This window comes from Streptomyces sp. Ru62 (assembly GCF_002920615.1).
Classification (GTDB): Bacteria; Actinomycetota; Actinomycetes; order Streptomycetales; family Streptomycetaceae; genus Streptomyces.
Map to the genome: position 1 here is coordinate 1 of NZ_PQSU01000010.1, position 22153 is coordinate 22153.

General features: G+C 73.4%; 18 protein-coding genes. 13 read left to right on the forward strand and 5 right to left on the reverse strand.

Annotated elements, in window-relative coordinates; translation table 11 throughout:
• Positions 1 to 1339, forward strand: a 1339-nt coding sequence (locus C3492_RS45110; RefSeq protein ID WP_308461150.1) for a hypothetical protein, incomplete at its 5' end; no start/stop codon positions are given.
• Entirely contained in the window at positions 1231 to 2001 is a 771-nt protein-coding gene (locus C3492_RS45115) for a tetratricopeptide repeat protein (RefSeq protein ID WP_219822075.1), read from the forward strand. The genes C3492_RS45110 and C3492_RS45115, both read left to right, overlap by 109 nt.
• A gap of 88 nt (positions 2002 to 2089) precedes the next feature.
• Here the strand turns inward: C3492_RS45115 and C3492_RS14960 are convergent, their stop codons facing one another.
• The gene (locus tag C3492_RS14960) at positions 2090 to 3373 is read right to left on the reverse strand and encodes a DUF1015 domain-containing protein (protein ID WP_103812259.1); all 1284 of its coding nucleotides are present in this window, start codon (positions 3371 to 3373) and stop codon (positions 2090 to 2092) included.
• Between the two features lie 74 nt (positions 3374 to 3447).
• Here C3492_RS14960 and C3492_RS14965 point away from each other — a divergent pair, with 74 nt between their 5' ends.
• The 4 genes from C3492_RS14965 (at position 3448) to C3492_RS14980 (ending at position 7512) form a co-directional block, all read left to right on the forward strand.
• Entirely contained in the window at positions 3448 to 4476 is a 1029-nt protein-coding gene (locus tag C3492_RS14965; protein WP_103812260.1) for an HAD hydrolase-like protein, read from the forward strand.
• Positions 4477 to 4556: 80 nt separating this feature from the next.
• Positions 4557 to 5600: an iron ABC transporter permease gene (locus tag C3492_RS14970; protein ID WP_103812261.1), complete on the forward strand. Its 1044-nt coding sequence runs from the start codon at positions 4557 to 4559 to the stop codon at positions 5598 to 5600.
• A complete protein-coding gene (locus C3492_RS14975) occupies positions 5597 to 6643 on the forward strand; it encodes an iron chelate uptake ABC transporter family permease subunit (RefSeq protein WP_103812262.1) in 1047 nt (348 codons plus the stop codon). Before C3492_RS14970 ends, C3492_RS14975 begins: the two co-directional genes overlap by 4 nt.
• Positions 6640 to 7512, forward strand: a complete 873-nt coding sequence (locus C3492_RS14980) for an ABC transporter ATP-binding protein (RefSeq protein WP_181140377.1) — start codon at positions 6640 to 6642, stop codon at positions 7510 to 7512. Before C3492_RS14975 ends, C3492_RS14980 begins: the two co-directional genes overlap by 4 nt.
• Positions 7513 to 7595: 83 nt before the next feature.
• On the opposite strand, the gene C3492_RS14985 is transcribed toward C3492_RS14980, so the two are convergent.
• On the reverse strand, positions 7596 to 7943 hold the full coding sequence (locus tag C3492_RS14985) for an SCP2 sterol-binding domain-containing protein (RefSeq protein WP_103812264.1): 348 nt from the start codon (positions 7941 to 7943) through the stop codon (positions 7596 to 7598).
• Positions 7944 to 7985: 42 nt separating this feature from the next.
• Between C3492_RS14985 and C3492_RS14990 the strand changes: the two genes are divergently transcribed.
• The 5 genes from C3492_RS14990 to C3492_RS15015 all read left to right on the forward strand — a co-directional run bounded on the left by C3492_RS14990 (position 7986) and on the right by C3492_RS15015 (position 13851).
• Positions 7986 to 8264: a hypothetical protein gene (locus C3492_RS14990; RefSeq protein WP_030650275.1), complete on the forward strand. Its 279-nt coding sequence runs from the start codon at positions 7986 to 7988 to the stop codon at positions 8262 to 8264.
• A gap of 7 nt (positions 8265 to 8271) precedes the next feature.
• Positions 8272 to 9087, forward strand: a complete 816-nt coding sequence (locus C3492_RS14995; RefSeq protein ID WP_103812265.1) for a TlyA family RNA methyltransferase — start codon at positions 8272 to 8274, stop codon at positions 9085 to 9087.
• Positions 9084 to 10001 carry an NAD kinase gene (locus C3492_RS15000; RefSeq protein WP_014671839.1) on the forward strand — a complete coding sequence of 306 codons (918 nt, stop codon included), beginning with the start codon at positions 9084 to 9086 and terminating at the stop codon, positions 9999 to 10001. Before C3492_RS14995 ends, C3492_RS15000 begins: the two co-directional genes overlap by 4 nt.
• Positions 10002 to 10040: 39 nt before the next feature.
• Positions 10041 to 11783, forward strand: coding sequence for a DNA repair protein RecN (recN, locus tag C3492_RS15005; RefSeq protein WP_103812266.1), 1743 nt, complete (start codon positions 10041 to 10043; stop codon positions 11781 to 11783).
• An 865-nt stretch (positions 11784 to 12648) separates the two neighbouring features.
• On the forward strand, positions 12649 to 13851 hold the full coding sequence (locus tag C3492_RS15015; protein ID WP_103812268.1) for a glycosyltransferase family 4 protein: 1203 nt from the start codon (positions 12649 to 12651) through the stop codon (positions 13849 to 13851).
• Between the two features lie 6 nt (positions 13852 to 13857).
• Here the strand turns inward: C3492_RS15015 and C3492_RS15020 are convergent, their stop codons facing one another.
• From C3492_RS15020 to C3492_RS15030, 3 genes are all read right to left on the reverse strand, one after another.
• On the reverse strand, positions 13858 to 15504 hold the full coding sequence (locus tag C3492_RS15020) for a PucR family transcriptional regulator (RefSeq protein WP_103812269.1): 1647 nt from the start codon (positions 15502 to 15504) through the stop codon (positions 13858 to 13860).
• A gap of 57 nt (positions 15505 to 15561) precedes the next feature.
• Positions 15562 to 16944: an FAD-binding oxidoreductase gene (locus tag C3492_RS15025; RefSeq protein WP_103812270.1), complete on the reverse strand. Its 1383-nt coding sequence runs from the start codon at positions 16942 to 16944 to the stop codon at positions 15562 to 15564.
• Between the two features lie 145 nt (positions 16945 to 17089).
• Entirely contained in the window at positions 17090 to 18892 is a 1803-nt protein-coding gene (locus tag C3492_RS15030) for a glycoside hydrolase family 15 protein (RefSeq protein ID WP_103812271.1), read from the reverse strand.
• A 542-nt stretch (positions 18893 to 19434) separates the two neighbouring features.
• Here C3492_RS15030 and C3492_RS15040 point away from each other — a divergent pair.
• Positions 19435 to 21084 carry a CTP synthase gene (locus tag C3492_RS15040; protein ID WP_103812272.1) on the forward strand — a complete coding sequence of 550 codons (1650 nt, stop codon included), beginning with the start codon at positions 19435 to 19437 and terminating at the stop codon, positions 21082 to 21084.
• 101 nt (positions 21085 to 21185) lie between these two features.
• The gene (locus C3492_RS15045) at positions 21186 to 21812 is read left to right on the forward strand and encodes an NUDIX hydrolase (RefSeq protein WP_103812273.1); all 627 of its coding nucleotides are present in this window, start codon (positions 21186 to 21188) and stop codon (positions 21810 to 21812) included.
• Positions 21813 to 22153: the final 341 nt, after the last annotated feature.

Below are 22153 nucleotides of genomic sequence, written 5' to 3' on the forward strand. Positions count from 1 at the left end.
AATCTTTGGAGGACCCCTGGTCACCAGCGTTCAGCTGGGACCGGGGGTCCTTTTGTTTTTACAATGCTTGTGGTACCGAAGACAGGAGTCACCATGTCCACCAACTCTCCCGACGACCGACCGGAGCGCGACCAGCGGCGACGGGACAGTGGTGACCGGGGTGACCGTGGCGGCTTCCGTCGCGACGACGACCGGCGCGACAGCGACCGGCGTGGTGGCGACCGTGGTGGCTACGGCCGTCGTGACGATCGCCGTGATGACCGCCGGGACGACCGTCGTGACGACCGCCGTGGTGGCGGGTTCCGCCGCGAGGGCGAGCGGGGCACCCGTCCGGGGTTCCAGCGGGATGACCGCGACCGGGGTGAGCGTGGCGGGTTCCGTCGCGACGACCGCCGTGACGACCGTGGGGACCGCGGTTTCCGGCGTGACGACCGCGGTGACCGGGGCGACCGCCCGTCCTTCCGTCGGGACGACGACCGTGGCGGCTACGGCCTGCGCGATGACAACCGTGGTGGTGGCTACGGCCGGCGCGATGACAACCGTGGTGGTGGCTACGGCCGCCGTGACGACCGGCGGGACGACCGCCGTGACGACCGCGACCGTGGTGAGCGCGGTGGCTTCCGGCGGGACGACCGCCGCGATGACCGTCGGGACGACCGCAGGGATGACAGCCGTGGCGGTGGCTACCGCCGTGAGGGCGAGCGTGGTTCGCGCCCGGCCTTCCGTCGGGACGATCGGCGTGACGACCGTCGCGATGACCGCCGTGACGATCGCCGTGACGACCGTGGGGACCGCGGTTTCCGGCGTGACGACCGCGGTGACCGAGGCGACCGCCCCTCCTTCCGCCGTGACGACGACCGCGGTGGCTTCCGTCGTGACGACCGGCGCGACGACAACCGTGGCGGATTCCGTCGTGATGACCGCCGTGACGACGACCGCGGTGGCTTCCGTCGTGATGACCGGCGTGACGACCGCCGTGACGACCGCGACCGTGGTGAGCGCGGCGGCTTCCGGCGGGACGACAGCCGTGGTGAGCGCGGCGGCTTCCGTGGCCGTGAGGGCCGGGACGACCGTGGAGGCCGTGGGCCCCGCAGGGACGACCGTGGGGACCGCGGTGGTCGCCCCGGTGGCTTCCGGGGGCGTGACGGCCGGGACGACCGTCGGGACGACCGCCGTGGCGGGGGCCGGTTCCGTGATGAGCGGGACCGGGACCGGGAGCCGATCAAGCGGCTGCCGATCCCGGAGGACGTCACCGGCGACGAGATCGACAGGGACGTCCGGCAGGAGCTGCAGAGCCTGCCCAAGACGCTCGCGGAGGACGTCGCCAAGAACCTGGTGATGGTCGCCAGGCTCATCGACGAGGACCCCGAGGGTGCCTACGGCTACTCCAAGGTGGCCCTGCGCCTGGCGTCCCGCGTGGCCGCCGTGCGCGAGGCCGCGGGATTCGCCGCGTACGCGAACCAGAAGTACGGCGAGGCGCTCGCCGAGTTCCGGGCCGCACGGCGGATGACCGGCACCGTGGACCTGTGGCCGGTGATGGCCGACTGCGAGCGCGGGCTCGGTCGGCCGGAGAAGGCGCTGGACATGGCCGGCGCCCCCGAGGTGCACAAGCTGGACAAGGCCGGTCAGGTCGAGATGCGGCTCGTCGCCGCGGGTGCCCGGCGTGACATGGGCCAGCTGGACGCCGCCATCGTGACCCTGCAGAGCCCCGAACTGGCCTCCAACTCGGTCCAGCCGTGGACCGCTCGCCTGCGCTACGCGTACGCGGACGCCCTGCTGGCCGCCGGCCGGGAGCGGGAGGCGCGGGAGTGGTTCGCGAAGGCCGTCGAGGCCGACCGGGACGGCAGCACGGACGCCTCCGACCGGCTCGCCGAGCTGGACGGCGTGGAGTTCGTCGACGCCCTGTCCGAGGACGACGAGGACGACGAGGACGGCGCGGACAGCGAGGACGCGGCCGACGGGTCCACCGACGCCTCCCCGGAGGACGGCGACAAGGACTGACGTCGGTCACCTGGAAGAGGGCAGGCTCCCGGCGGAGTCTGCCCTCTTCGGTGTGCCGGCGGCCCGTGCGTTGACGTCCGCCGCCGGCTCAGATCTCCAGTGCCCGCAGCACCAGCCCCGAGGCCGGCTTCGGGCCGAACGACGTCGACTTCCGGGGCATGGTCACGCCCTGCCGGGCCAGGTCGCGTACGACCTCCTCGCGGACCGGGTGCATCAGGACGGCCGTACCGCCGTCGCGTTCCGCCTTCTCGACCGTCGCGGCCGTGTCGTGGATGTAGGCGATGTGGGCCGGGGAGTCCTCGGGGATGTGCCAGACGTGGTCCAGCAGCGTGGCGTGCAGGACCGTCGCGTCCAGGGCGCGCCAGGCGGCCGGGCGGTCGGCGGGGACCGTGCGGGCCAGAAGGTCGGGGTCCGGGCGGTCGAGCAGGTGGAAGGCGCCGTCGCCGGCGAGCAGGAAGGCGTTGCCGGCGCAGGCCGCGTCCGCCAGCGTCTCCAGGGCCTCGGGAAGGGGTTTGTCGAGGTGTCGTACCCGGAACAGGCCGTGCACGGCCGCCAGCGCGTCCGCGACCGGCAGGCCGTGGAGCAGCCGGTGGATCGCGCGGACGCGCAGCGGGTAGCGGGCGGTGTCGACCAGGAGGACCAGGCCGTAGTCCCAGGGGCTGGGGGAGGGGTGTTCCAGGCGCAGCCGGCGGTAGGTGGCCCAGCGGTGGTGGCCGTCGGCGATGAGGGCCTGGCGGCCGGCGAGGTCGGTCTGGACGCGGGCCAGTTCGTCGGGGTCGGTGATGGACCACAGGCGGTGCCGGAAACCGTCCTCGGTGGTCGTGGCCAGCAGCGGCGGGCGGTCCGCCGTACGCTCGACGATTTCGGCCGCCGCGCCGTCGCCCCGGTAGGTCAGCAGAAGCGGCTCGAGGTTCGCGCGCGTGGCCCGCATGAGGGCCGCGCGGTCGGCGACCACGGGCGGCATGACGTCCTCGTGCGGGAGCACCACGCCCTCGGCGGGCTCGGTGACCCGCAGGGTGCCGATGATGCCGCGTTGGAGCATGCCGTCGCCGTGCCGCTGCTCGTACACGTAGAGGCCCGGCTCGGGGTCGGCGGTGAGGATGCCCTCGTCCAGCCAGCGGCGCAGCGTGTCGGCGGCCTGCTCGGTGCGGGCGCTGGGGGTGCCGGCCTGGGGCAGGATCAGCCGGACGATGTTGTAGGGGTCGGCCGACTGGAGGTGGTGCAGGCCGTCGGGGCGTACGACGACGTCGTAGGGCGGGGAGGTGACGGAGGCGAGGCTGCCGACCCGGTCGGGGTCGTAACGAAGGCCTCGGAACGGGGTGAGTTCCAGGCCTCGACGCGGTGTCGCCTCCCAGTGACCTGCTGTGTTCATCCCGGCATCGTACGTGTGTCAGTGGCATGCGGGATGATCGGGGGAAAGGCGAGTGAACGAGGAGCGATGTGGACATGAGCCAGGGCGTCAGGACGAGGCCCGAGGGCAGTGGGCAGCCCCTGAGCGAGGCGTACGACACGGCGCTGCTCGATCTGGACGGGGTGGTGTACGCGGGCGGGAGCGCGATCGCGCACGCGGTCGACTCGCTGGCGGTGGCCCGGTCGGGTGGGATGCGTCTCGCGTACGTCACCAACAACGCGCTGCGGACCCCGGACGCGGTGGCCGGGCATCTTACGGAGCTGGGCATACCGACGGGAGCGGACGATGTCATCACCTCCGCGCAGGCCGTCGCGCGGCTGATCAGCGAGCAGGTGCCGGCCGGGGCGCGGGTGCTGGTGATCGGTGGTGAGGGGCTGCGGGTGGCGCTGCGCGAGCGGGGTCTGACGCCGGTGGAGTCGGCGGACGACGACCCGGCGGCGGTCGTGCAGGGCTACGGCGGGCCGGATCTGCCCTGGGGGCGGTTCGCGGAGGCGTCGTACGCCGTCCGGCGGGGTGTGCCGTGGTTCGCGTCGAACACGGACCTGACGATTCCGAGCGGGCGGGGCATCGCTCCGGGCAACGGGGCGGCCGTGGAGGTCGTGCGGATCGCGACGGGCGCGGAGCCGCAGGTCGCGGGCAAGCCGCTGCCCCCGATGCACCGGGAGACGATCATCCGGACCGGGGCCGAGCGGCCGCTGGTGGTCGGGGACCGGCTGGACACGGACATCGAGGGCGCGTTCAACGGCGGGGTGGACTCGCTGCTGGTGCTGACCGGGGTCACCGACGGGGCACAGCTCCTCGCCGCGCCGCCGCAGCACCGGCCGACGTATGTGGACGCGGATCTGCGCGGGCTGCTCACCGGGCAGCCGGAGATCACCCGGGAAGGTGACGGTTTCCGTTGCGGCGGGTGGACGGCGGCGGCCGGGGCGGACCGGTTGGAGCTGACGGGTGACGGCGAGCCGCTGGACGGGCTGCGGGCGCTGTGCGCGGCGGCCTGGACGGCGGCGGGGGAGGATTCCTGCGCGCTGGACGGGGAGAAGGCGCTGGCCCGGCTGGGGCTCTGACGGTCCCCCAGCGCGAGGCGGGCGGAGGTCGCGTGAACCGGGGATCGAGATCGGATGCGAGGGTAGGCTAACCTAACCTCGTGTTGGTCGACAGTCCTCCGGAACAGCGCGCGGAGACCGCCCCCGCGCCCCCAACCCGCCGGGCGGCGAGGGCCCTTGGGCTCCTGCTCTCGGTCGTGCTCCTGGTGCTCGTCGCTCTGGCGAGCATCGCGATCGGGGCGAAAGCGCTGTCGCTGGACCAGGTCTGGCACGGTCTGTTCCACGACACGGGGACGTACGGCGACGTGGTCGTCGACGAGCGGCTCTCGCGCACGGCCCTCGGTCTGCTGGCCGGTGCCGCGCTCGGCCTGTCCGGCGCGGTGCTCCAGGCACTGACCCGCAACCCGCTGGCCGAGCCCGGGCTGCTCGGCATGAACGCGGGCGCCTCCGCCGCCGTCGTGACGGCCATGACCTACCTGGGCGTCACCAGCCTCACCGGCTATGTGTGGTTCGCCTTCCTCGGCGCGGCGGCGGTCGGCGCGCTGGTGTGGTTCCTGGGCGGCAGCCGGGGCGCCACCCCGGTACGGCTCGCGCTCGCCGGCACGGCGATCAGCGCGGCCCTGTACGGCTACCTCCAGGCCGTGATGATCACGGACGGCGCGGCCCTGGGCAAGATGCGCTTCTGGACGGTGGGTTCACTGGTCTCGGCCACGAACTCGACCATCGCGCAGGTCCTGCCGTTCTTCGCGGTCGGCACGGTCCTCGCGCTCGCCCTGGCCCGGCCGCTGAACGCCGTGGAGATGGGCGACGACACCGCGCGCGCCCTCGGCGCGAACCTCAACCGCACCCGGGCGCTGGCCATGCTGGCCGCCGTGGTGCTGTGCGGTGCCGCGACCGCCGCCTGCGGCCCGATCGTCTTCGTCGGCCTGATGGTGCCGCACGTCGTGCGCTCCTTCACCGGCCCCGACCTGCGCTGGATCCTGCCGTACGCCACGGTCCTGGCGCCCGTGCTGCTGCTCGGCGCCGATGTCATCGGCCGGGTCGTGGCCCGCCCCGCCGAGCTTCAGGTCGGCATCGTCACCGCGATCATCGGCGGCCCGGTCTTCATCTTTCTCGTACGACGGCGGAGGACGGCCCAGCTGTGAAGACACACTCCAGGAGCCGTGCCGTACGCACCCCCGGCGGGCTCTCGCTGCGCCTGGACCCGCGTGCGCTGATCGTTGTCGTGCTGCTGCTCGCCGCGGCCTGCGCCGCCGGTGTGGCGTTGATCGGCACCGGCGAGGCGAGGATCCCGGCGGCCGACGTGCTGCGGACGCTCGCCGGGAACGGCACCGCCTACCAGGACTTCATCGTCAACGAGCTGCGGCTGCCGCGGGTCCTCGTCGGCCTGCTGGTCGGTGCCTCGCTCGGCCTCGGCGGGGCGCTGTTCCAGTCGGTCTCCCGCAACCCGCTGGGCAGCCCGGACGTGCTCGGCCTGTCGCAAGGGTCGACGGCCGGCGCGCTCGTCGTGATCGTGCTGATGTCCGGCAGCGCCTCCCAGGTGACCGTGGGCGCGCTGGCCGGCGGCCTGGCGACCGGTCTCGCCATCTACGCGCTCGCCTGGAAGCAGGGCGTGCACGGATACCGGCTGGTGCTGGTCGGCATCGGCGTCAACGCGGTCATGACGGCGGTCAACGGCTATCTGCTCACCAAGGCCGACCTGGTCGACGCGACCCGGGCGGTGGTGTGGATGACCGGTTCCCTGAACGGCCGGGACTGGGACCAGGTGTGGCCGCTGCTCGGGCTGTGCGCCGTCCTCGTCCCGCTGGTCCTCGCCAACGCGCGCGGCCTGCGGATGATGGAGATGGGCGACGACATCTCGAACGCGCTCGGCGTGCGGGTGCAGCGCGTCCGGCTCGTGCTGATGGTCTGCGCCGTCCTGCTCGTCGCCGCCGCCACGGCCGCCGCGGGCCCCGTCAGCTTCGTCGCGCTGACCGCGCCGCAGCTCGCCCGCCGCCTCACCCGCTCGCCGGGGCCGAACCTGATGCCCTCGCTGTGCATGGGGGCGGCCCTGCTGGTCGCCGCCGACTGGGCCTCCCAGCGCGCCTTCGGCGCCGACCAGCTGCCCGTCGGCGTGGTCACCGGCGTCCTCGGCGGTGCCTACCTGCTGTGGCTGCTGGTGACCGAGCGCCGGGCGGGCCGGATATGAAGCGCGCGCAGGGGCCGGACGGAAGCGGCGCGCACCCGAACACCCCTAGGAGCACTGTGAACCGCCTGTCCGCGGAGAACGTCACCCTCGCCTACGACCAGCGGGTCATCGCCGAGCAGCTGTCGGTGGAGATCCCCGACCACTCCTTCACGGTGATCGTCGGCCCGAACGCGTGCGGCAAGTCGACGCTGCTGCGGGCGCTGTCGCGGATGCTCAAGCCCAGCCAGGGTCGGGTGCTGCTGGACGGGCAGGCCATCCAGTCGATGCCCGCCAAGAAGGTCGCGCGGACCCTCGGCCTGCTGCCGCAGTCGTCCGTCGCGCCCGACGGCATCACCGTCGCCGACCTCGTCGGCCGCGGCCGTTACCCGCACCAGGGCCTGCTGCGCCAGTGGTCGGCGGAGGACGAGCGGGTCGTGCGGGAGTCGATGCGGCAGACCGGTGTGGCGGAGCTGGCCGAGCGGTACGTGGACGAGCTGTCCGGCGGGCAGCGGCAGCGGGTGTGGATCGCCATGGCGCTCGCCCAGCAGACCCCGCTGCTGCTCCTGGACGAGCCGACCACCTACCTGGACATCCAGCACCAGATCGACGTCCTCGACCTGTGCGCCGAGCTGCACGAGGAGCAGGGCCGGACGCTGGTGGCGGTGCTGCACGACCTCAACCACGCCGCCCGCTACGCCACCCACCTCATCGCCCTGCGCGGCGGCACGGTGATCGCCGAGGGCGCCCCGAACGACATCGTCACGGCCGAGCTGGTCGAGGAGGTCTTCGGGCTGCGCTGCCAGATCATCGACGACCCCGAGACGGGCACCCCGCTGGTGGTGCCGGCAGCCCGGAAGGCGCGCGCGGAGAGGGCCACGGCGGCCTCCTGACGACGTGCGCGGAGAAGGCCACGGCGGCCTCCGGACGGCACGTGTCGGAGAGGGCCACGGCGGCCTCCTGACGACGCGGGCGCCTACAGCAGCTTCCGGAGCCGGAACAGGTCCAGCAGGCTCGCCTCCAGCTTCACCCGGCCCGAGCCCCAAGCGGTCGCGAAGTTCAGCTCGCCGCCCACCAGGGCCACCAGGTCGTCCCCGGCCATCGCGAGCCTGATCTGCGCCTTCTCGCGCGGCGGGCCGGGATGCGTCTCGTCGACCTCGATCCGGCCGCCGGTCATCCGGCCCGCGAAGGTGACGTCGAGATCGGTGATGTGGCAGCTCACCGAGCGGTCGAGCGCGGCGGCCGCGCGGACGTCGCCATCGGCCCCCTGCATGTTGTCCGAAAGCTTCCCCAGTGCGGTGCGGCATTCCTCGATCGTGGCCATCGCCCACGACGGTACCCCAGCGGTTCGGGGTAGCGTCTGGGCATGAGCGAGTCCGTGTCCGAGGCCGACATCGACACCGAGGCGGCGCCCGCGTACGACCCCGCGGCGCCCGCCCCCCTGAACGTCCCGCGCACCCCCACCGGCAACGCCGACGTCGACGCCCAGCTCGACCGGCTCGCCGACGCCGACCACCTCGCCACCGACGGCCATGTCGAGGTGTACGAGGATGTGCACCGGGGGCTGCGCGACGCGCTCACCGCGCTCGACGCCCGCCCGGGACCTGCGGCCCCCTCACCGTCGTACCACCAGAGCAGGAGCTGAACCGAACGTGGCAGGAGTCGCACGCCGCCGTCTCGACGCGGAGCTGGTCCGCCGGAAGCTCGCCCGCTCGCGCGAGCACGCCAGCCAGCTGATCGCCGCCGGGCGGGTCACCGTCGGCAAGACCGTGGCGACCAAGCCGGCCACGCAGGTGGAGACCGCGGCGGCGATCGTCGTCCAGGCCGACGACAGCGATCCCGACTACGTCTCCCGGGGCGGGCACAAGCTCGCCGGCGCGCTGGCGGCCTTCGTACCGCGGGGGCTCGTCGTCGAGGGCCGGCGCGCGCTGGACGCCGGCGCGTCCACCGGCGGCTTCACCGACGTCCTGCTGCGCGCGGGCGCCGCCCACGTCGTCGCGGTGGACGTCGGCTACGGACAACTCGCCTGGTCCCTGCAGAACGATGAACGCGTCACCGTCAAGGACCGTACGAACGTACGCGAGTTGACGCTTGAGGCGATCGGTGGGGAACCTGTGGATCTTGTCGTGGGTGATCTGTCCTTCATCCCGCTCGGGCTGGTGCTGCCCGCTCTGAAGCGGTGCGTGACGCCGGACGCCGACCTGGTGATGATGGTCAAGCCGCAGTTCGAGGTGGGGAAGGAGCGGCTCGGCAGCGGGGGAGTCGTACGGAGTCCGCAGCTGCGGGCGGAGGCCGTGCGAGGAGTGGCCGAGAGGGCGTGGCAGCTGGGGCTCGGGGTGCAGGGTGTCACCGCCAGCCCGCTGCCCGGCCCCTCGGGGAACGTCGAGTACTTTCTCTGGCTGCGGGCGGGGGCACCCCAGGTGGACCCGGCCGACGTCGACCGTGCAGTGGCGGAGGGGCCGCGTTGACACAGAACCTGGCGCGTACTGTTTTCCTGCTCGCCCACACCGGGCGGCCCGCGGCGATCCGCAGTGCGGAACTCGTCGTCAAGGGCCTGCTGCGGCATGGCATCGGGGTGCGGGTGCTGGAGGAGGAGGCGCGCGACCTGCCGCTCCCGGACGAGGTGGCCCTCGTCAAGGAGGCGACCCCGCAGTGCCTGGACGGGTGCGAGCTGCTGATCGTGCTGGGCGGTGACGGCACGCTGCTGCGCGGCGCCGAGTTCGCGCGGGCCTCCGGGGTGCCGATGCTCGGCGTCAACCTCGGGCGTGTCGGGTTCCTCGCGGAAGCCGAGCGGGACGACCTCGACCGGGTCGTGGACCGGGTGGTGGCGCGCTCGTACGAGGTCGAGGAGCGGATGACCGTCGACGTCGTCGTGCACCGCAACGGCGACATCGTGCACACCGACTGGGCGCTGAACGAGGCGGCCGTGCAGAAGGCCGGCGCCGAGAAGCTGCTGGAAGTCGTCCTGGAGATCGACGGGCGGCCGGTCACGGGTTTCGGGTGCGACGGCGTCGTGCTGTCCACGCCGACCGGGTCCACGGCGTACGCCTTCTCCGCCGGGGGGCCGGTGGTGTGGCCGGAGGTGGAGGCCCTGCTGATGGTGCCGATCAGTGCGCACGCCCTGTTCGCCAAGCCGCTGGTCACCTCGCCGGACTCGGTGCTGGCGGTGGAGGTGCTGCCGCACATCCCGCCGGGGGTCCTGTGGTGCGACGGGCGGCGGACCGTGGAGCTGCCGCCGGGGGCGCGGGTCGAGGTGCGGCGGGGAGCCGTGCCGGTACGGCTGGCCCGGCTGCACCATTCGTCCTTCACCGACCGTCTTGTCGCGAAGTTCGCGCTGCCCACCACGGGATGGCGGGGCGCGCCCCACCACCCCTCGGAGTGACATAGGCGGGCCATGTGCGTTCCCGGCCCCGGACCTCGTATGGTCTGTTCCGTGTTGGAGGAGATGCGGATACGGTCGCTCGGGGTCATCGACGATGCCGTCGTCGAGCTGTCGCCGGGGTTCACCGCCGTCACCGGTGAGACGGGTGCGGGCAAGACCATGGTGGTCACCAGCCTGGGGCTGCTGCTCGGCGGCCGGGCGGATCCGGCGCTCGTGCGGATCGGGGCGGAGAAGGCGGTGGTGGAGGGGCGGGTCGCCGTACCCCCCGGCGCCGCCGCCGTCGTGCGTGCCGAGGAGGCCGGGGCCGAGCTGGACGACGGGGCCCTGCTGATCAGCCGTACCGTTTCCGCCGAGGGCCGCTCCCGGGCGCACCTGGGCGGGCGCAGCGTGCCCGTCGGGCTGCTCGCCGAGCTGGCCGACGACCTGGTGGCCGTGCACGGGCAGACCGACCAGCAGGGGCTGCTGAAGCTGTCCCGGCAGCGGCAGGCGCTCGACCGGTACGCGGGCGACGCCGTCGCCGTGCCGCTCGCCAAGTACGGCGAGGCGTACAAGCGGCTGCGGGCCGTCTCCGCCGAGCTGGAGGAGATCACCACGCGCGCGCGTGAGCGGGCGCAGGAAGCCGACATGCTGCGGTACGGGCTCGACGAGATCGCCGCCGTGGAGCCGCGGGCCGGCGAGGACGTGGAGCTGGCCGAGGAAGCCGAGCGGCTGGGGCACGCCGAGGCGCTGTCGTCCGCCGCGACGGCCGCGCACGCCGCTCTCGCGGGCAATCCGGAGGACCCCGAGGGGATCGACGCCTCGACCCTCGTCGCGGGCGCACACCGGGCCCTGGAGGCCGTGCGGTCGCACGATCCGGCACTGTCCGCGCTCGCCGACCGGATCGGGGAGATCGGCATCCTGCTCGGTGACGTGGCGGGTGAGCTGGCGGGGTACGCCGACGATCTCGACGCCGACCCGCTGCGGCTGGCCGCGGTGGAGGAGCGCCGGGCCGCCCTGAACGCGCTGACCCGCAAGTACGGGGACGACGTCGCCGGTGTCCTGGCCTGGGCCGAGCGGAGCGCCGCGCGGCTCACCGAGCTGGACGGCGACGACGAGCGGATCGAGGAGCTGACGGCCGAGCGGGACGCGCTGCGCACCGAGCTGGGCGGGCTCGCGCAGGCGCTGACGGACGCGCGGACGGAGGCCGCCGAGCGGTTCGCCGCCGCCGTGACCGCCGAGCTGGCCTCGCTGGCGATGCCTCACGCGCGGGTGTCCTTCGACATCCGCCAGACCGAGGACCCGGAGGGCGTCGAGGTCGGCGGGCGGACGGTCGCCTACGGCCCCTCGGGCGTGGACGAGGTCGAGCTGCTGCTCGCCCCGCACCCGGGCGCCCCGCCGCGGCCCATCGCCAAGGGCGCGTCCGGCGGTGAGCTCTCCCGCGTGATGCTGGCCGTCGAGGTGGTGTTCGCGGGCACCGACCCGGTGCCGACGTACCTCTTCGACGAGGTCGACGCGGGTGTCGGCGGCAAGGCGGCGGTCGAGATCGGCCGGCGGCTGGCGAAGCTCGCCAGGACCGCGCAGGTCGTCGTGGTCACCCACCTGCCCCAGGTCGCCGCGTTCGCCGACCGTCAGCTGCTGGTGGAGAAGACCAACGACGGCTCCGTGACCCGCTCCGGGGTGAAGGTCCTGGAGGGCGAGGAGCGCGTCCGAGAGCTGTCCCGCATGCTGGCGGGCCAGGAGGACTCCGAAACGGCCCGCGCCCACGCGGAGGAACTCCTGGCGACGGCCAGGGCGGACCTCTAGGAGCCGGCCGGGTGGGCTGTGCCGCTCGCCCGGCCCGCGGTGTCACTCCTGGGCGGTTCATGCGTTGCCGCGCCATGTGACAGGCCCAGGCGTGGGTCGACACCTTCTCGGCGTCCGCGACGTCCGCGGCCTCGGCACGGTGGTCCGCGCACAGCAGGGCGAAGTCGCGTACGTCGTGGGAGCCGCCCAACTGGGTGGGGACGACATGAGCACGCTCCACGGGGGTCCGCCAGCAGACGAGGCAGGCGGCCTCCATCCCCAGGTGGTCGACGATGGCCTGCACCGTGGGCCGCGTCCCGGGCAGGTCCGGGTGGTGCTCGCGGGGCTGCACAGGGAGAGCCGGGGCATCGTGGCAGGCGGCACCGACAACGGCCGGGCGCCGGTGGGGAGTAGTACGCCGTCAGGGACTCGGGGCGAACGCCCTCGGTGCCGCGTCGGGGGCGTTCGTGGCGGCGGGAAACCGGCGCGCGGGGCTGCTCGCGCACGCCGTCGCTCTGGGGACCGTGGCCCGGTACGGGGACCGGGCCGGCGTCTGGGCGCCGGCCCCGTGAGCGGCTGACCTCGTCGGATGCCCTTGCACACCGTTCGGCCGCGGCAGGCGTTCCCTCACCCGTGTGGGTGATGTGCTCCGGCGCATTGCCCCGGCCCGCCGCACGGTGCGCCCTCCTGGATGTCCCTGAACGGCCGTACGCCCTGGCATGCTTGGCAGGGAACGCGGGGCGGGCAGCGGGTACGGAGGGTCCGCCCGGGAGGCGCGCGGGGTGCGTCCTTCCGCCCCCCTGAGCCCGCTACCTTCTGTACGTTTCCTCGTGACCACCCCACGTGAACCTCTTGCCCGTCCCCGTGAACCAGGAGCCCCGGCCCCGTGAGCCCCCTGAGCAGCAACGCACCGCACGGCCAGTCGCCGCTGCGCACCGTGCAGGTGCTCGGCGGAGGCAACGCCGGCAGCAGCGCGCACGTGCGCTCCCTGGCCGAGGGACTGGTGGCGAGGGGCGTGCGGGTGACCGTGTGCGCCCCCGTCGAGGCCGATCACGCCTACGACTTCATCGGGGTCGGTGCCGAGCACGTGCACGTGCCGCGCAGCAGCGACCCCGTCTCCGTGGCCGCGCTCCGGACCGCCTGCGCGAACGCCGACCTGGTGCACGCGCACGGCCTGCACGCCTCCTTCCGGACCGTGCTCGCGCTCAGCGGGCGCACCACCCCGCTGGTGGTCACCTGGCACAACCGGGCTCACGCGCAGGGCCCGCGGGCGCATCTGCTGCGGCTGCTGGAACGGCGCGTGATGAGGACCGCGGCCGTGGTCCTCGGCACCAGCCCCGACCTGGTCGACCGGGCCCGGCGGACCGGCGCGCGCGACGCCCGGCTCGCGGCCGTCGCCCTGCCGGGCCGGCACCGCACCGGCGGCCTCCTCGACGCCGACGCCCCCGACCTCGGCACCCTGGACGCCTTCGACGGCCCCGACCGCGACGACCGCGACGACCCCGACCGGCTGCGGCCCAAGACCCGGGCCGAACTCGGCGCCACCGGACGCCCGTTGCTCATCGCGGTCGGCTCCCTGGACCGGCACCGCGGCTACGACGTCCTGCTCGACGCGGCCCGTGCCTGGCGCCACCTCGACCCGGTGCCGCTGGTGGTCGTCGCGGGGGAGGGGCCGCTGCGGCCGGTGCTGCAGCGGCGGATCGAGGACGAGGAGCTGCCGGTGCGGCTCATCGGGCACCGCGAGGACGTCCCCGAGCTGCTCGCCGCCGCCGACCTCGCGCTGCTGACCAGCAGTTGGGAGTCGCGGTCCGTCCTCGCCCAGGAGGCGCTGCACGCGCGCGTACCGCTCGTCGCCACCCGCGTAGGCGGCATCCCGGACCTCGTCGGCGACGCGGCCGAACTCGTCCCGTACGGCGACCCGGAGGCCCTCGCCGACACCGTGGTACGGCTCCTCGCGGACCCGGAGCGCTGCGCGGCGCTGCGCGAGCGCGGGACGCGGCAGGCCGCCACCTGGCCGACCGAGGACGAGACCGTCGCCCAAGTGCTCAGCGTGTACGACGAGTTGACCCAGCCGAGACCACTGGCCTGAGCGGCCTCAGGGCACGTGCCGGCGCGCCCTGAGGGCCAGGCTCAACGCCAGTACCGTCTGCGGGTCGTCCAGGTCGGTGCCCAGCAACTCCCCGATCCGGGCGAGCCGGTTGTACAGCGTCTGCCGGTTGAGATGCAGTTCGCGGGCCGTCTCCGCCTTGCGGCCGGCGTGCGCCAGATAGGTCTCCAGGGTCGGCAGCAGCGGCGGCCTGGAGCGGTGGTCGTGATCGCGCAGCGGGCCGATCGCCCGGTCCACGAAGGCGGCCAGGTCCGGGTGGTCGCGCAGCCGCCACAGCAGCAGGTCGATGTCGAGGCGCCGGGCGTCGTACCAGGGCCGGTCGGTCAGGCCCTGGGCCGCCGTCGCGGTCTCCGCCGCGTGCCGCAGCCCCGCCGAGGCCGCCGCCCAGCCGCCCGCCACCCCGACGACCACCACCGGCGACGGTGAGCCCGGCCGGCGCATCGCGGCCCGCTCCACCCCCGCCCGCAGCGCCGCCGCCACCCGGTCCGCGACCGCCGCCCGCTCCGACTCCGAGCGCAGCCCCAGCAGCACCAGCACCCGGCCCTCCACCGGCCGCACCCCCAGCAGCACCGGCACCCCCACCGCGGCCAGTTCCTCGGAGACGGCGCGGGCCAGCACCGCCCAGCCCCCGCCGGGGGAGAGGCTGTCCCCGATCCGCATCACCACGGGCAGCAGCGGGCTGTCGCCGGGCTTGAAGCCGAGCACCCGGGCCTGCGCGGGGGCGTCCTCCGCCGCGATCCGGCCCTCGGCGAGATCGGTGAGGAAGTCACCGCGCCCGCGCGCCGCCAGCTCCTCCTCCTGCCGGGCCTGCATCAGCACCACCGCCAGGATGCCCGCGGCCCGCTCGGCGGCGATCCGGTGCACCGGGGCCAGCGGTGAGCGGACCGGCAGCAGCACCAGGCGGGCGCGCACGGCACCGGCGGTCCCGGGCCCGCCGCCGGGCACGTCCACCACCACCGACCCGGCGGGTGGCGGGGCCTGCTTGTGCGGGCCGCGCAGCCCCTCCCACACCTGGAGCGGGTCAGCGCCCTCCGGCCCGGCACCGGCGGCGTACAGCAGCCGGCCGTCGGCGGTCTCCAGGAACACCGGGTTGTCGCCGAAGCCGGCCAGGATGTCCAGCACCTGCGGCACCCCGCCGCCGCCCAGCAGGGCCTCGGTGCAGCGCCGGTGCACCTCCTCCGCGCGTTGGAGCAGCGCGTAGTGGCCGTTGACGATCTCGGTGTGGATCTCCTCGGTCACCGTCACGAACGGCACCTCGCGGTGGAGCTGGACCAGCGGCAGCCCGGCCGTCCGGGCCGTGTCCACCAGGGCGGCGGGCAGCCGGGTGAAGCGCGGGCCCAGCTCCACCACCAGGGCGGCGATCCCGCGCTCGGCGAGGGTGCGCACGAACGCCCGCTGCTCGGCCGGCCGGGTGCCGAGGCCGTAGCCGGTGGTCAGCAGCAGCTCGCCGCCCTTGAGCAGCGAGGCGATGTTCGGGACCTCGCCCGCGTGCACCCAGCGCACGGTGCGGCCGAGCCGGTCGGCGCCCGCCAGCACCTCCGGCAGCCCGCTGCGCAGTCCGGGCAGCTCCAGCGCCCGCTGCACGGTGATCCCGGCGCCCTGGGTGTCGGATCGGTGGTCCGTACGGCTGTCCATGCGGCGACGCTACCTGCGACGACGCCCGCAGGACAGCTACCGGCGAACGGCTGCCGTCTACACCGGCCGGATGTTGTGGTTGAAGCGGAAGACGTTGTCGGGGTCGTAGCGCCGCTTCACCTTCGCCAGGCGCAGGGTGTTCCCGGCACCCAGGCCCGCGCGGACCCGCTCGGGGCCCTCGTCGCCGATGAAGTTGAGGTACACCGCCCCCGTGCTCCACCGCCGCAGGCCGGCGCGCACGTCCCGCACCCAGCCGATCGCCCGCTCGTCGTCGGCCGGGTCCGGCCAGATCGCGAGGGGGTGCGCCGCCCAGGGCGCGTCCCGGTACGGAACCGGGTACTCGTGCGGACCGGCCGCGACGGCCCCGCCCTGCGGGAACAGCAGGTGCAAGGTGGGGCTCGGCACCGGCATGCCGTCCGCACGGGCGCAGAAGGCGTCCACGGCCTCGTCCGGCAGCCCGGTCAGATACTCCGCCGACCAGTGGTTGCGCAGCCCCGCCGGCTGGTCGAGCAGGCACTGCGCATCGGCGTACGGCATGTCACCGGCCAGCTCGACCTCGTGCGGCAGCGCGAGCAGCGGCTCGGCGAGCCCCCGCAGCTCGTCCTCGCCACCGGCGTACGTCAGCAGGGCCGCGCACAGCGGCGTGCCCACCAGCTCCGGCGGGGTGAACTCCGCGGGCGGCCCGGTGAGGTACAGCGCCGCGCCGCCCACCTCGTCCGGCCCGGTGCGGAAGATCTCGCGGAAGGTGCGGAGCACGTCCGGTCCGACGTCCGGCGGGAACAGCAGCAGGACGATCGAGAACTCCGGCAGCTCGTGCAGCCGCAGGGTGAGCGCGGTGGCGACGCCGAAGTTGCCGCCCCCGCCGTGCAGCGCCCAGAACAGCTCGGGGTTCTCGTCGGCGCTCGCGTGCACCCGCTCGGCGTCGGCGGTCACCAGCTCCACGGCGATGAGGTTGTCCACGGCGAGGCCGAAGGCGCGGTCCAGCCAGCCGGTGCCGCCGCCGAGGACGAAGCCGCCGACGCCGGTGGTGGAGGTCCGCCCGCCGGTGGTCGCGAGACCGTACGGCTGGGTGGCGCGGTCCAGGTGGCTCATCGTGGCACCGCCCTCGATGCGGACCGCCTCGGCCGCCGGGTCGACGGTCACCTGGTGCATCCGGCGCAGGTCCACCACGAGCGCGCCGTCGCCCAGCGCGGTACCTGCCACGCCGTGGCCGCCGCCGCGCACCGCGATGTGCAGGTCCAGCTCCCTGCCGAAGCGCACGGCCCGCACCACGTCGGTCGCGTCCGCGCACTGCGCGATCACCGCGGGCCGCCGGTCGACCATCGCGTTGAAGACCGCGCGGGCCTCCTCGTAGCCCAGGTCCCCGGGGGCGAGCACATCGCCGACCAGATCCTCGCGCAGCGCGGCGAGGGCCGCGCCCGCCTTCGAGAGGGGAGCCATGGCCGCCCCCTTCCGGAAAAGGGGCATCTGTCCGGTTCCAGGGTAGGCGGACGGCGCCCCCGGAAGGGGCGCGGGGAACTGCGCGACGAGCCCCGACGCGCCCGCAGCCGGACGGAGAGCCCGCACGGCGCCCCTGGCGGGGCGTCTAGCCGCCGTACGCGCCCGACGCGGTCAGCCGCAGAGCCGTGTCGATCAGCGGGACGTGGCTGAACGCCTGCGGGAAGTTGCCCACCTGGCGCTTCAGGCGCGGGTCCCACTCCTCGGCGAGCAGACCGAGGTCGTTGCGCAGCGCGAGGAGCTTCTCGAACAGCTTGCGGGCCTCGTCGACGCGGCCGATCATCGCAAGGTCGTCCGCCATCCAGAACGAGCAGGCCAGGAACGCGCCCTCGTCACCCGGGAGGCCGTCGACGCCCGCGCGGTCGCCCTCCGTCGGGTAGCGCAGGATGAACCCGTCCGGGGTGGACAGCTCGCGCTGGATGGCCTCGATGGTGCCGATCACCCGCTTGTCGTCCGGCGGCAGGAAGCCCATCTGCGGGATGAGCAGCAGGGAGGCGTCCAGCTCCTGGGAGCCGTAGGACTGGGTGAAGGTGTTGCGCTCCTTGTCGTAGCCCTTCTCGCACACGTCCCGGTGGATGTCGTCGCGCAGTTCCTTCCAGCGCTCCAGCGGGCCGTCCGCGTCGCCGGACTCGATCAGCTTGATCGTGCGGTCGACGGCGACCCAGGCCATCACCTTGGAGTGCACGAAGTGCCGGCGCGGGCCGCGCACCTCCCAGATGCCCTCGTCCGGCTCCTGCCAGTGGTCCTCCAGGTAGCGGATCAGCTTCAGCTGGAGCAGGGAGGCGTAGTCGTTGCGGGCGAGACCGGTCATGTGGCCCAGGTGCAGGGCCTCGGTGACCTCGCCGTACACGTCCAGCTGGAGCTGGTGCGCGGCGCCGTTGCCGACCCGGACCGGGGCCGAGCACTCGTAGCCGGGCAGCCAGTCCAGCTCGGCCTCGCCCAGCTCGCGCTCACCCGCGATGCCGTACATGATCTGCAGGTTCTCCGGGTCGCCGGCGACCGCGCGCAGCAGCCACTCGCGCCAGGCGCGGGCCTCCTCGCGGTAGCCCGTGCGCAGCAGCGAGGACAGGGTGATCGCCGCGTCCCGCAGCCAGGTGTAGCGGTAGTCCCAGTTGCGCACGCCCCCGATGTCCTCGGGCAGGGAGGTCGTCGGGGCCGCGACGATGCCGCCCGTGGGGGCGTAGGTCAGCGCCTTCAGGGTGATCAGCGAGCGGATCACCGCCTCGCGGTACGGCCCGTGGTACGTACAGTGCTCGACCCACTCGCGCCAGAAGTCCTCCGTGGCCTCCAGCGAGGCCTCCGGCTCCGGCAGCGGCGGCGGCTGCTTGTGCGACGGCTGCCAGGAGATGGTGAACGCGATCCGGTCACCCGGGGCGACCGTGAAGTCGGCGTAGGTGGTCAGCGCCTTGCCGTAGGTCTCGGCCTCGGTGTCGAACCACACCGAGTCCGGTCCGGCGACGGCCACGGTGCGCCCCTCGTGCTTGTGCACCCACGGCACCACCCGGCCGTAGGAGAACCGCATCCGCAGGGCCGAGCGCATCGGGACCCGGCCGGTGACGCCCTCCACGATCCGGATGAGCTGCGGGGCCCCGTCACGCGGGGGCATGAAATCGGTCACACGGACCGTGCCGCGCGGGGTGTCCCACTCGGATTCCAGGATCAGCGAGTCGCCGCGGTAGCTGCGCCGGGCGGCCGTGGGCGGCTTGGCGTCGGCGGCGTGCGCCGGCCCGAGCCGCCAGAAGCCGTGCTCCTCGGTGCCCAGCAGGCCGGCGAAGATGGCATGCGAGTCGAAGCGGGGCAGGCACAGCCAGTCCACCGTGCCATCCCGGCAGACCAGCGCCGCTGTCTGCATGTCTCCGATGAGTGCGTAGTCTTCGATGCGCCCGGCCACGTGCAACTCCAGTCGAACGGCCACGTCACACCCCCGCGCAGGGGGCTGTCGCTAGTGCGGTCAAGGGATCGTTGTTAAGCGTCGTTGAGCGGTGAAGCAAAGCAGCCCGCCGAGCCCTGAGGCAAACACGACAGTCTTTGCTCAACGAACTGCCGCGCTCTCGTTGTTCCGGGTGATGTTGGCGGGGGTGTGCCGTCGTTCCGGCCGGGCTCGGCAGCCAATGTCCGAGCAGGATACGACGCACGTAGATGATCTGCGTGCCGCTCCGGGCAACCTGTGTGGGCCGAACGAGTGAGCACCGGGTGAGGACCATGTGTCCGCGAGATGACCCGAGTGACCCTGGTGACCCCTGTGGCGACCCGCTGTGCCCGGGCGAGTGCGAAGAGTGGCCGGGAGCCATCTCGCCCAGGCGCTGATACGCTGGTAGCCCGTGGACCGGTGGGAGAAAACCCCCGAACCGCAGCGACGGCACCTCCGGAGACACCCGGGAGGGTCGCCGTATCGCACCCCCAGACCGCGACCACGGGAGCCCCCTCTTGGCCATGCCGCCCAACACCACGACGACCAAGCACATCTTCGTGACCGGGGGTGTCGCCTCCTCGCTCGGCAAGGGCCTGACCGCCTCCAGCCTGGGCATGCTGCTCAAGGCGCGGGGCCTGCGTGTCGTGATGCAGAAGCTCGACCCGTACCTGAACGTCGACCCGGGCACGATGAACCCCTTCCAGCACGGTGAGGTGTTCGTCACCAACGACGGCGCCGAGACCGACCTGGACATCGGCCACTACGAGCGGTTCCTCGACCGCGACCTGGACGGCAGCGCTAACGTCACCACCGGGCAGGTCTACTCCACCGTGATCGCCAAGGAGCGCCGCGGTGAGTACCTGGGCGACACGGTGCAGGTCATCCCGCACATCACCAACGAGATCAAGCACCGCATCCGGCGCATGGCCACCGACGAGGTCGACGTCGTGATCACCGAGGTCGGCGGCACGGTCGGCGACATCGAGTCGCTGCCGTTCCTGGAGACCGTCCGCCAGGTCCGCCACGAGGTCGGCCGGGACAACGTCTTCGTCGTGCACATCTCGCTGCTGCCCTACATCGGCCCGTCCGGTGAGCTGAAGACCAAGCCGACCCAGCACTCGGTGGCCGCGCTCAGGAACATCGGTATCCAGCCGGACGCGATCGTGCTGCGCTGCGACCGGGAGGTGCCGACCGCGATCAAGCGGAAGATCTCCCTGATGTGCGACGTCGACGAGGCCGCCGTCGTCGCCTGCCCCGACGCCCGCTCCATCTACGACATCCCCAAGGTCGTGCACACCGAGGGCCTGGACGCCTACGTGGTCCGCAAGCTCGACCTGCCCTTCCGGGACGTGGACTGGACGACCTGGGACGACCTGCTCGACCGCGTCCACAACCCCGACCACGAGGTCACCCTGGCGCTGGTCGGCAAGTACATCGACCTGCCCGACGCCTACCTGTCGGTCACCGAGGCGCTGCGCGCGGGCGGCTTCGCCAACAAGGCCCGCGTGAAGATCAAGTGGGTCACCTCCGACGACTGCAAGACCCCGGCCGGTGCCAAGGCCCAGCTCGCGGACGTGGACGGCGTCTGCATCCCCGGCGGCTTCGGCGACCGGGGTGTGCTCGGCAAGGTCGGCGCGATCCGCTACGCCCGGGAGAACAAGATCCCCCTGCTCGGCCTGTGCCTGGGCCTGCAGTGCATCGTGATCGAGGCCGCCCGCAACCTGGCCGACATCCCGGACGCCAACTCCACCGAGTTCGACCCGGCCACCGCCCACCCGGTCATCTCCACCATGGCCGAGCAGCTCGACATCGTCGCCGGTGAGGGCGACATGGGCGGCACCATGCGGCTGGGCATGTACCCGGCCAAGCTGGCCGAGGGCTCGATCGTGCGTGAGGTGTACGACGGCAAGGAGTACGTCGAGGAGCGCCACCGGCACCGCTACGAGGTCAACAACGCCTACCGCGCGGAACTGGAGAAGAAGGCCGGCATCGTCTTCTCCGGCACCTCCCCCGACGGCAAGCTCGTGGAGTACGTGGAGTACCCGCGTGACGTCCACCCGTACCTGGTCGCCACGCAGGCGCACCCGGAGCTGCGCTCGCGGCCGACCCGCGCGAACCCGCTCTTCGTCGGCCTGGTGAAGGCCGCGGTGGAGCGGAAGAACTCGAAGTAACACACCAGTTGTACGGTGGCCGGGGTGCGAACCTTCAAAGGTGAGCGCCCCGGCTTTCTTCGTCGGCCGGAGTTTCGGAACAGCACGTGGAAGGACAGGGCATGACGATCAAGGACACCCCCGAGGAGTGGGAGATCCGGGCCACGGACACCCCCTTCGTGGGCAACAAGACCTCCGTCCGCACGGACGACGTGGTCATGCCCGACGGGTCGGTGGCCCGCCGTGACTACCAGGTCCACCCCGGCTCCGTGGCCGTCCTCGCCCTGGACGAGGAGGACCGGGTGCTGTTGATCAACCAGTACCGGCACCCGGTGCGGCACAAGCTGTGGGAGATCCCGGCCGGGCTGCTGGACGTTCCCGGCGAGAACCCGCTGCACGCCGCGCAGCGGGAGCTGTACGAGGAGGCGCACGTCAAGGCCGAGGACTGGCGGGTGCTGACCGACGTGTACACCACCCCGGGCGGCTGCGACGAGGCCGTACGGATCTTCCTGGCCCGGGGCCTGTCCGAGGCCGAGGGCGAGCGCTTCGCGGCGGAGCACGAGGAGACCGACATGCAGCTCGCGCGCGTGCCGGTCGAGGAACTGGTGCGCCGCGTCCTGGCCGGCGACCTGCACAACAACTGCCTCGTGGTGGGCGTGCTCTCCCTGGTCGCCGCCCGTGACGGGGACGGCCTGGACGCGCTGCGCCCCGCCGACGCGCCCTGGCCGGCGCGCCCCTTCGAAAGCTGACCCGGTCCCGCCGGGGGCCTGGCGGCCTGTCCGGGGTGCGACTCGACACGTCTGGGACCTGGCCCGCCCCGTCTGGCACCTGACCGACGCGTCTGAGGCCCGGCCCGCCCCGTCCGGGCCCGGTCTGGGGCCTGGCCCGACCCGTTCGGGACCTGACCCGGCTCGTCTGAGCCGTGACCGACGTGTCTGGGTCCGGCACGACCTTGTCGGGGTTCGGCCCTGCCTGTCTGGGGCGCGGCCTGTCCCGTCCGGGATCTGACCCGCCTCGTCTGGGGGCTGTCTGGGGCCTGGCCCGACCCGTTCGGGACCTGACCCGGCTCGTCTGAGCCGTGACCGACGTG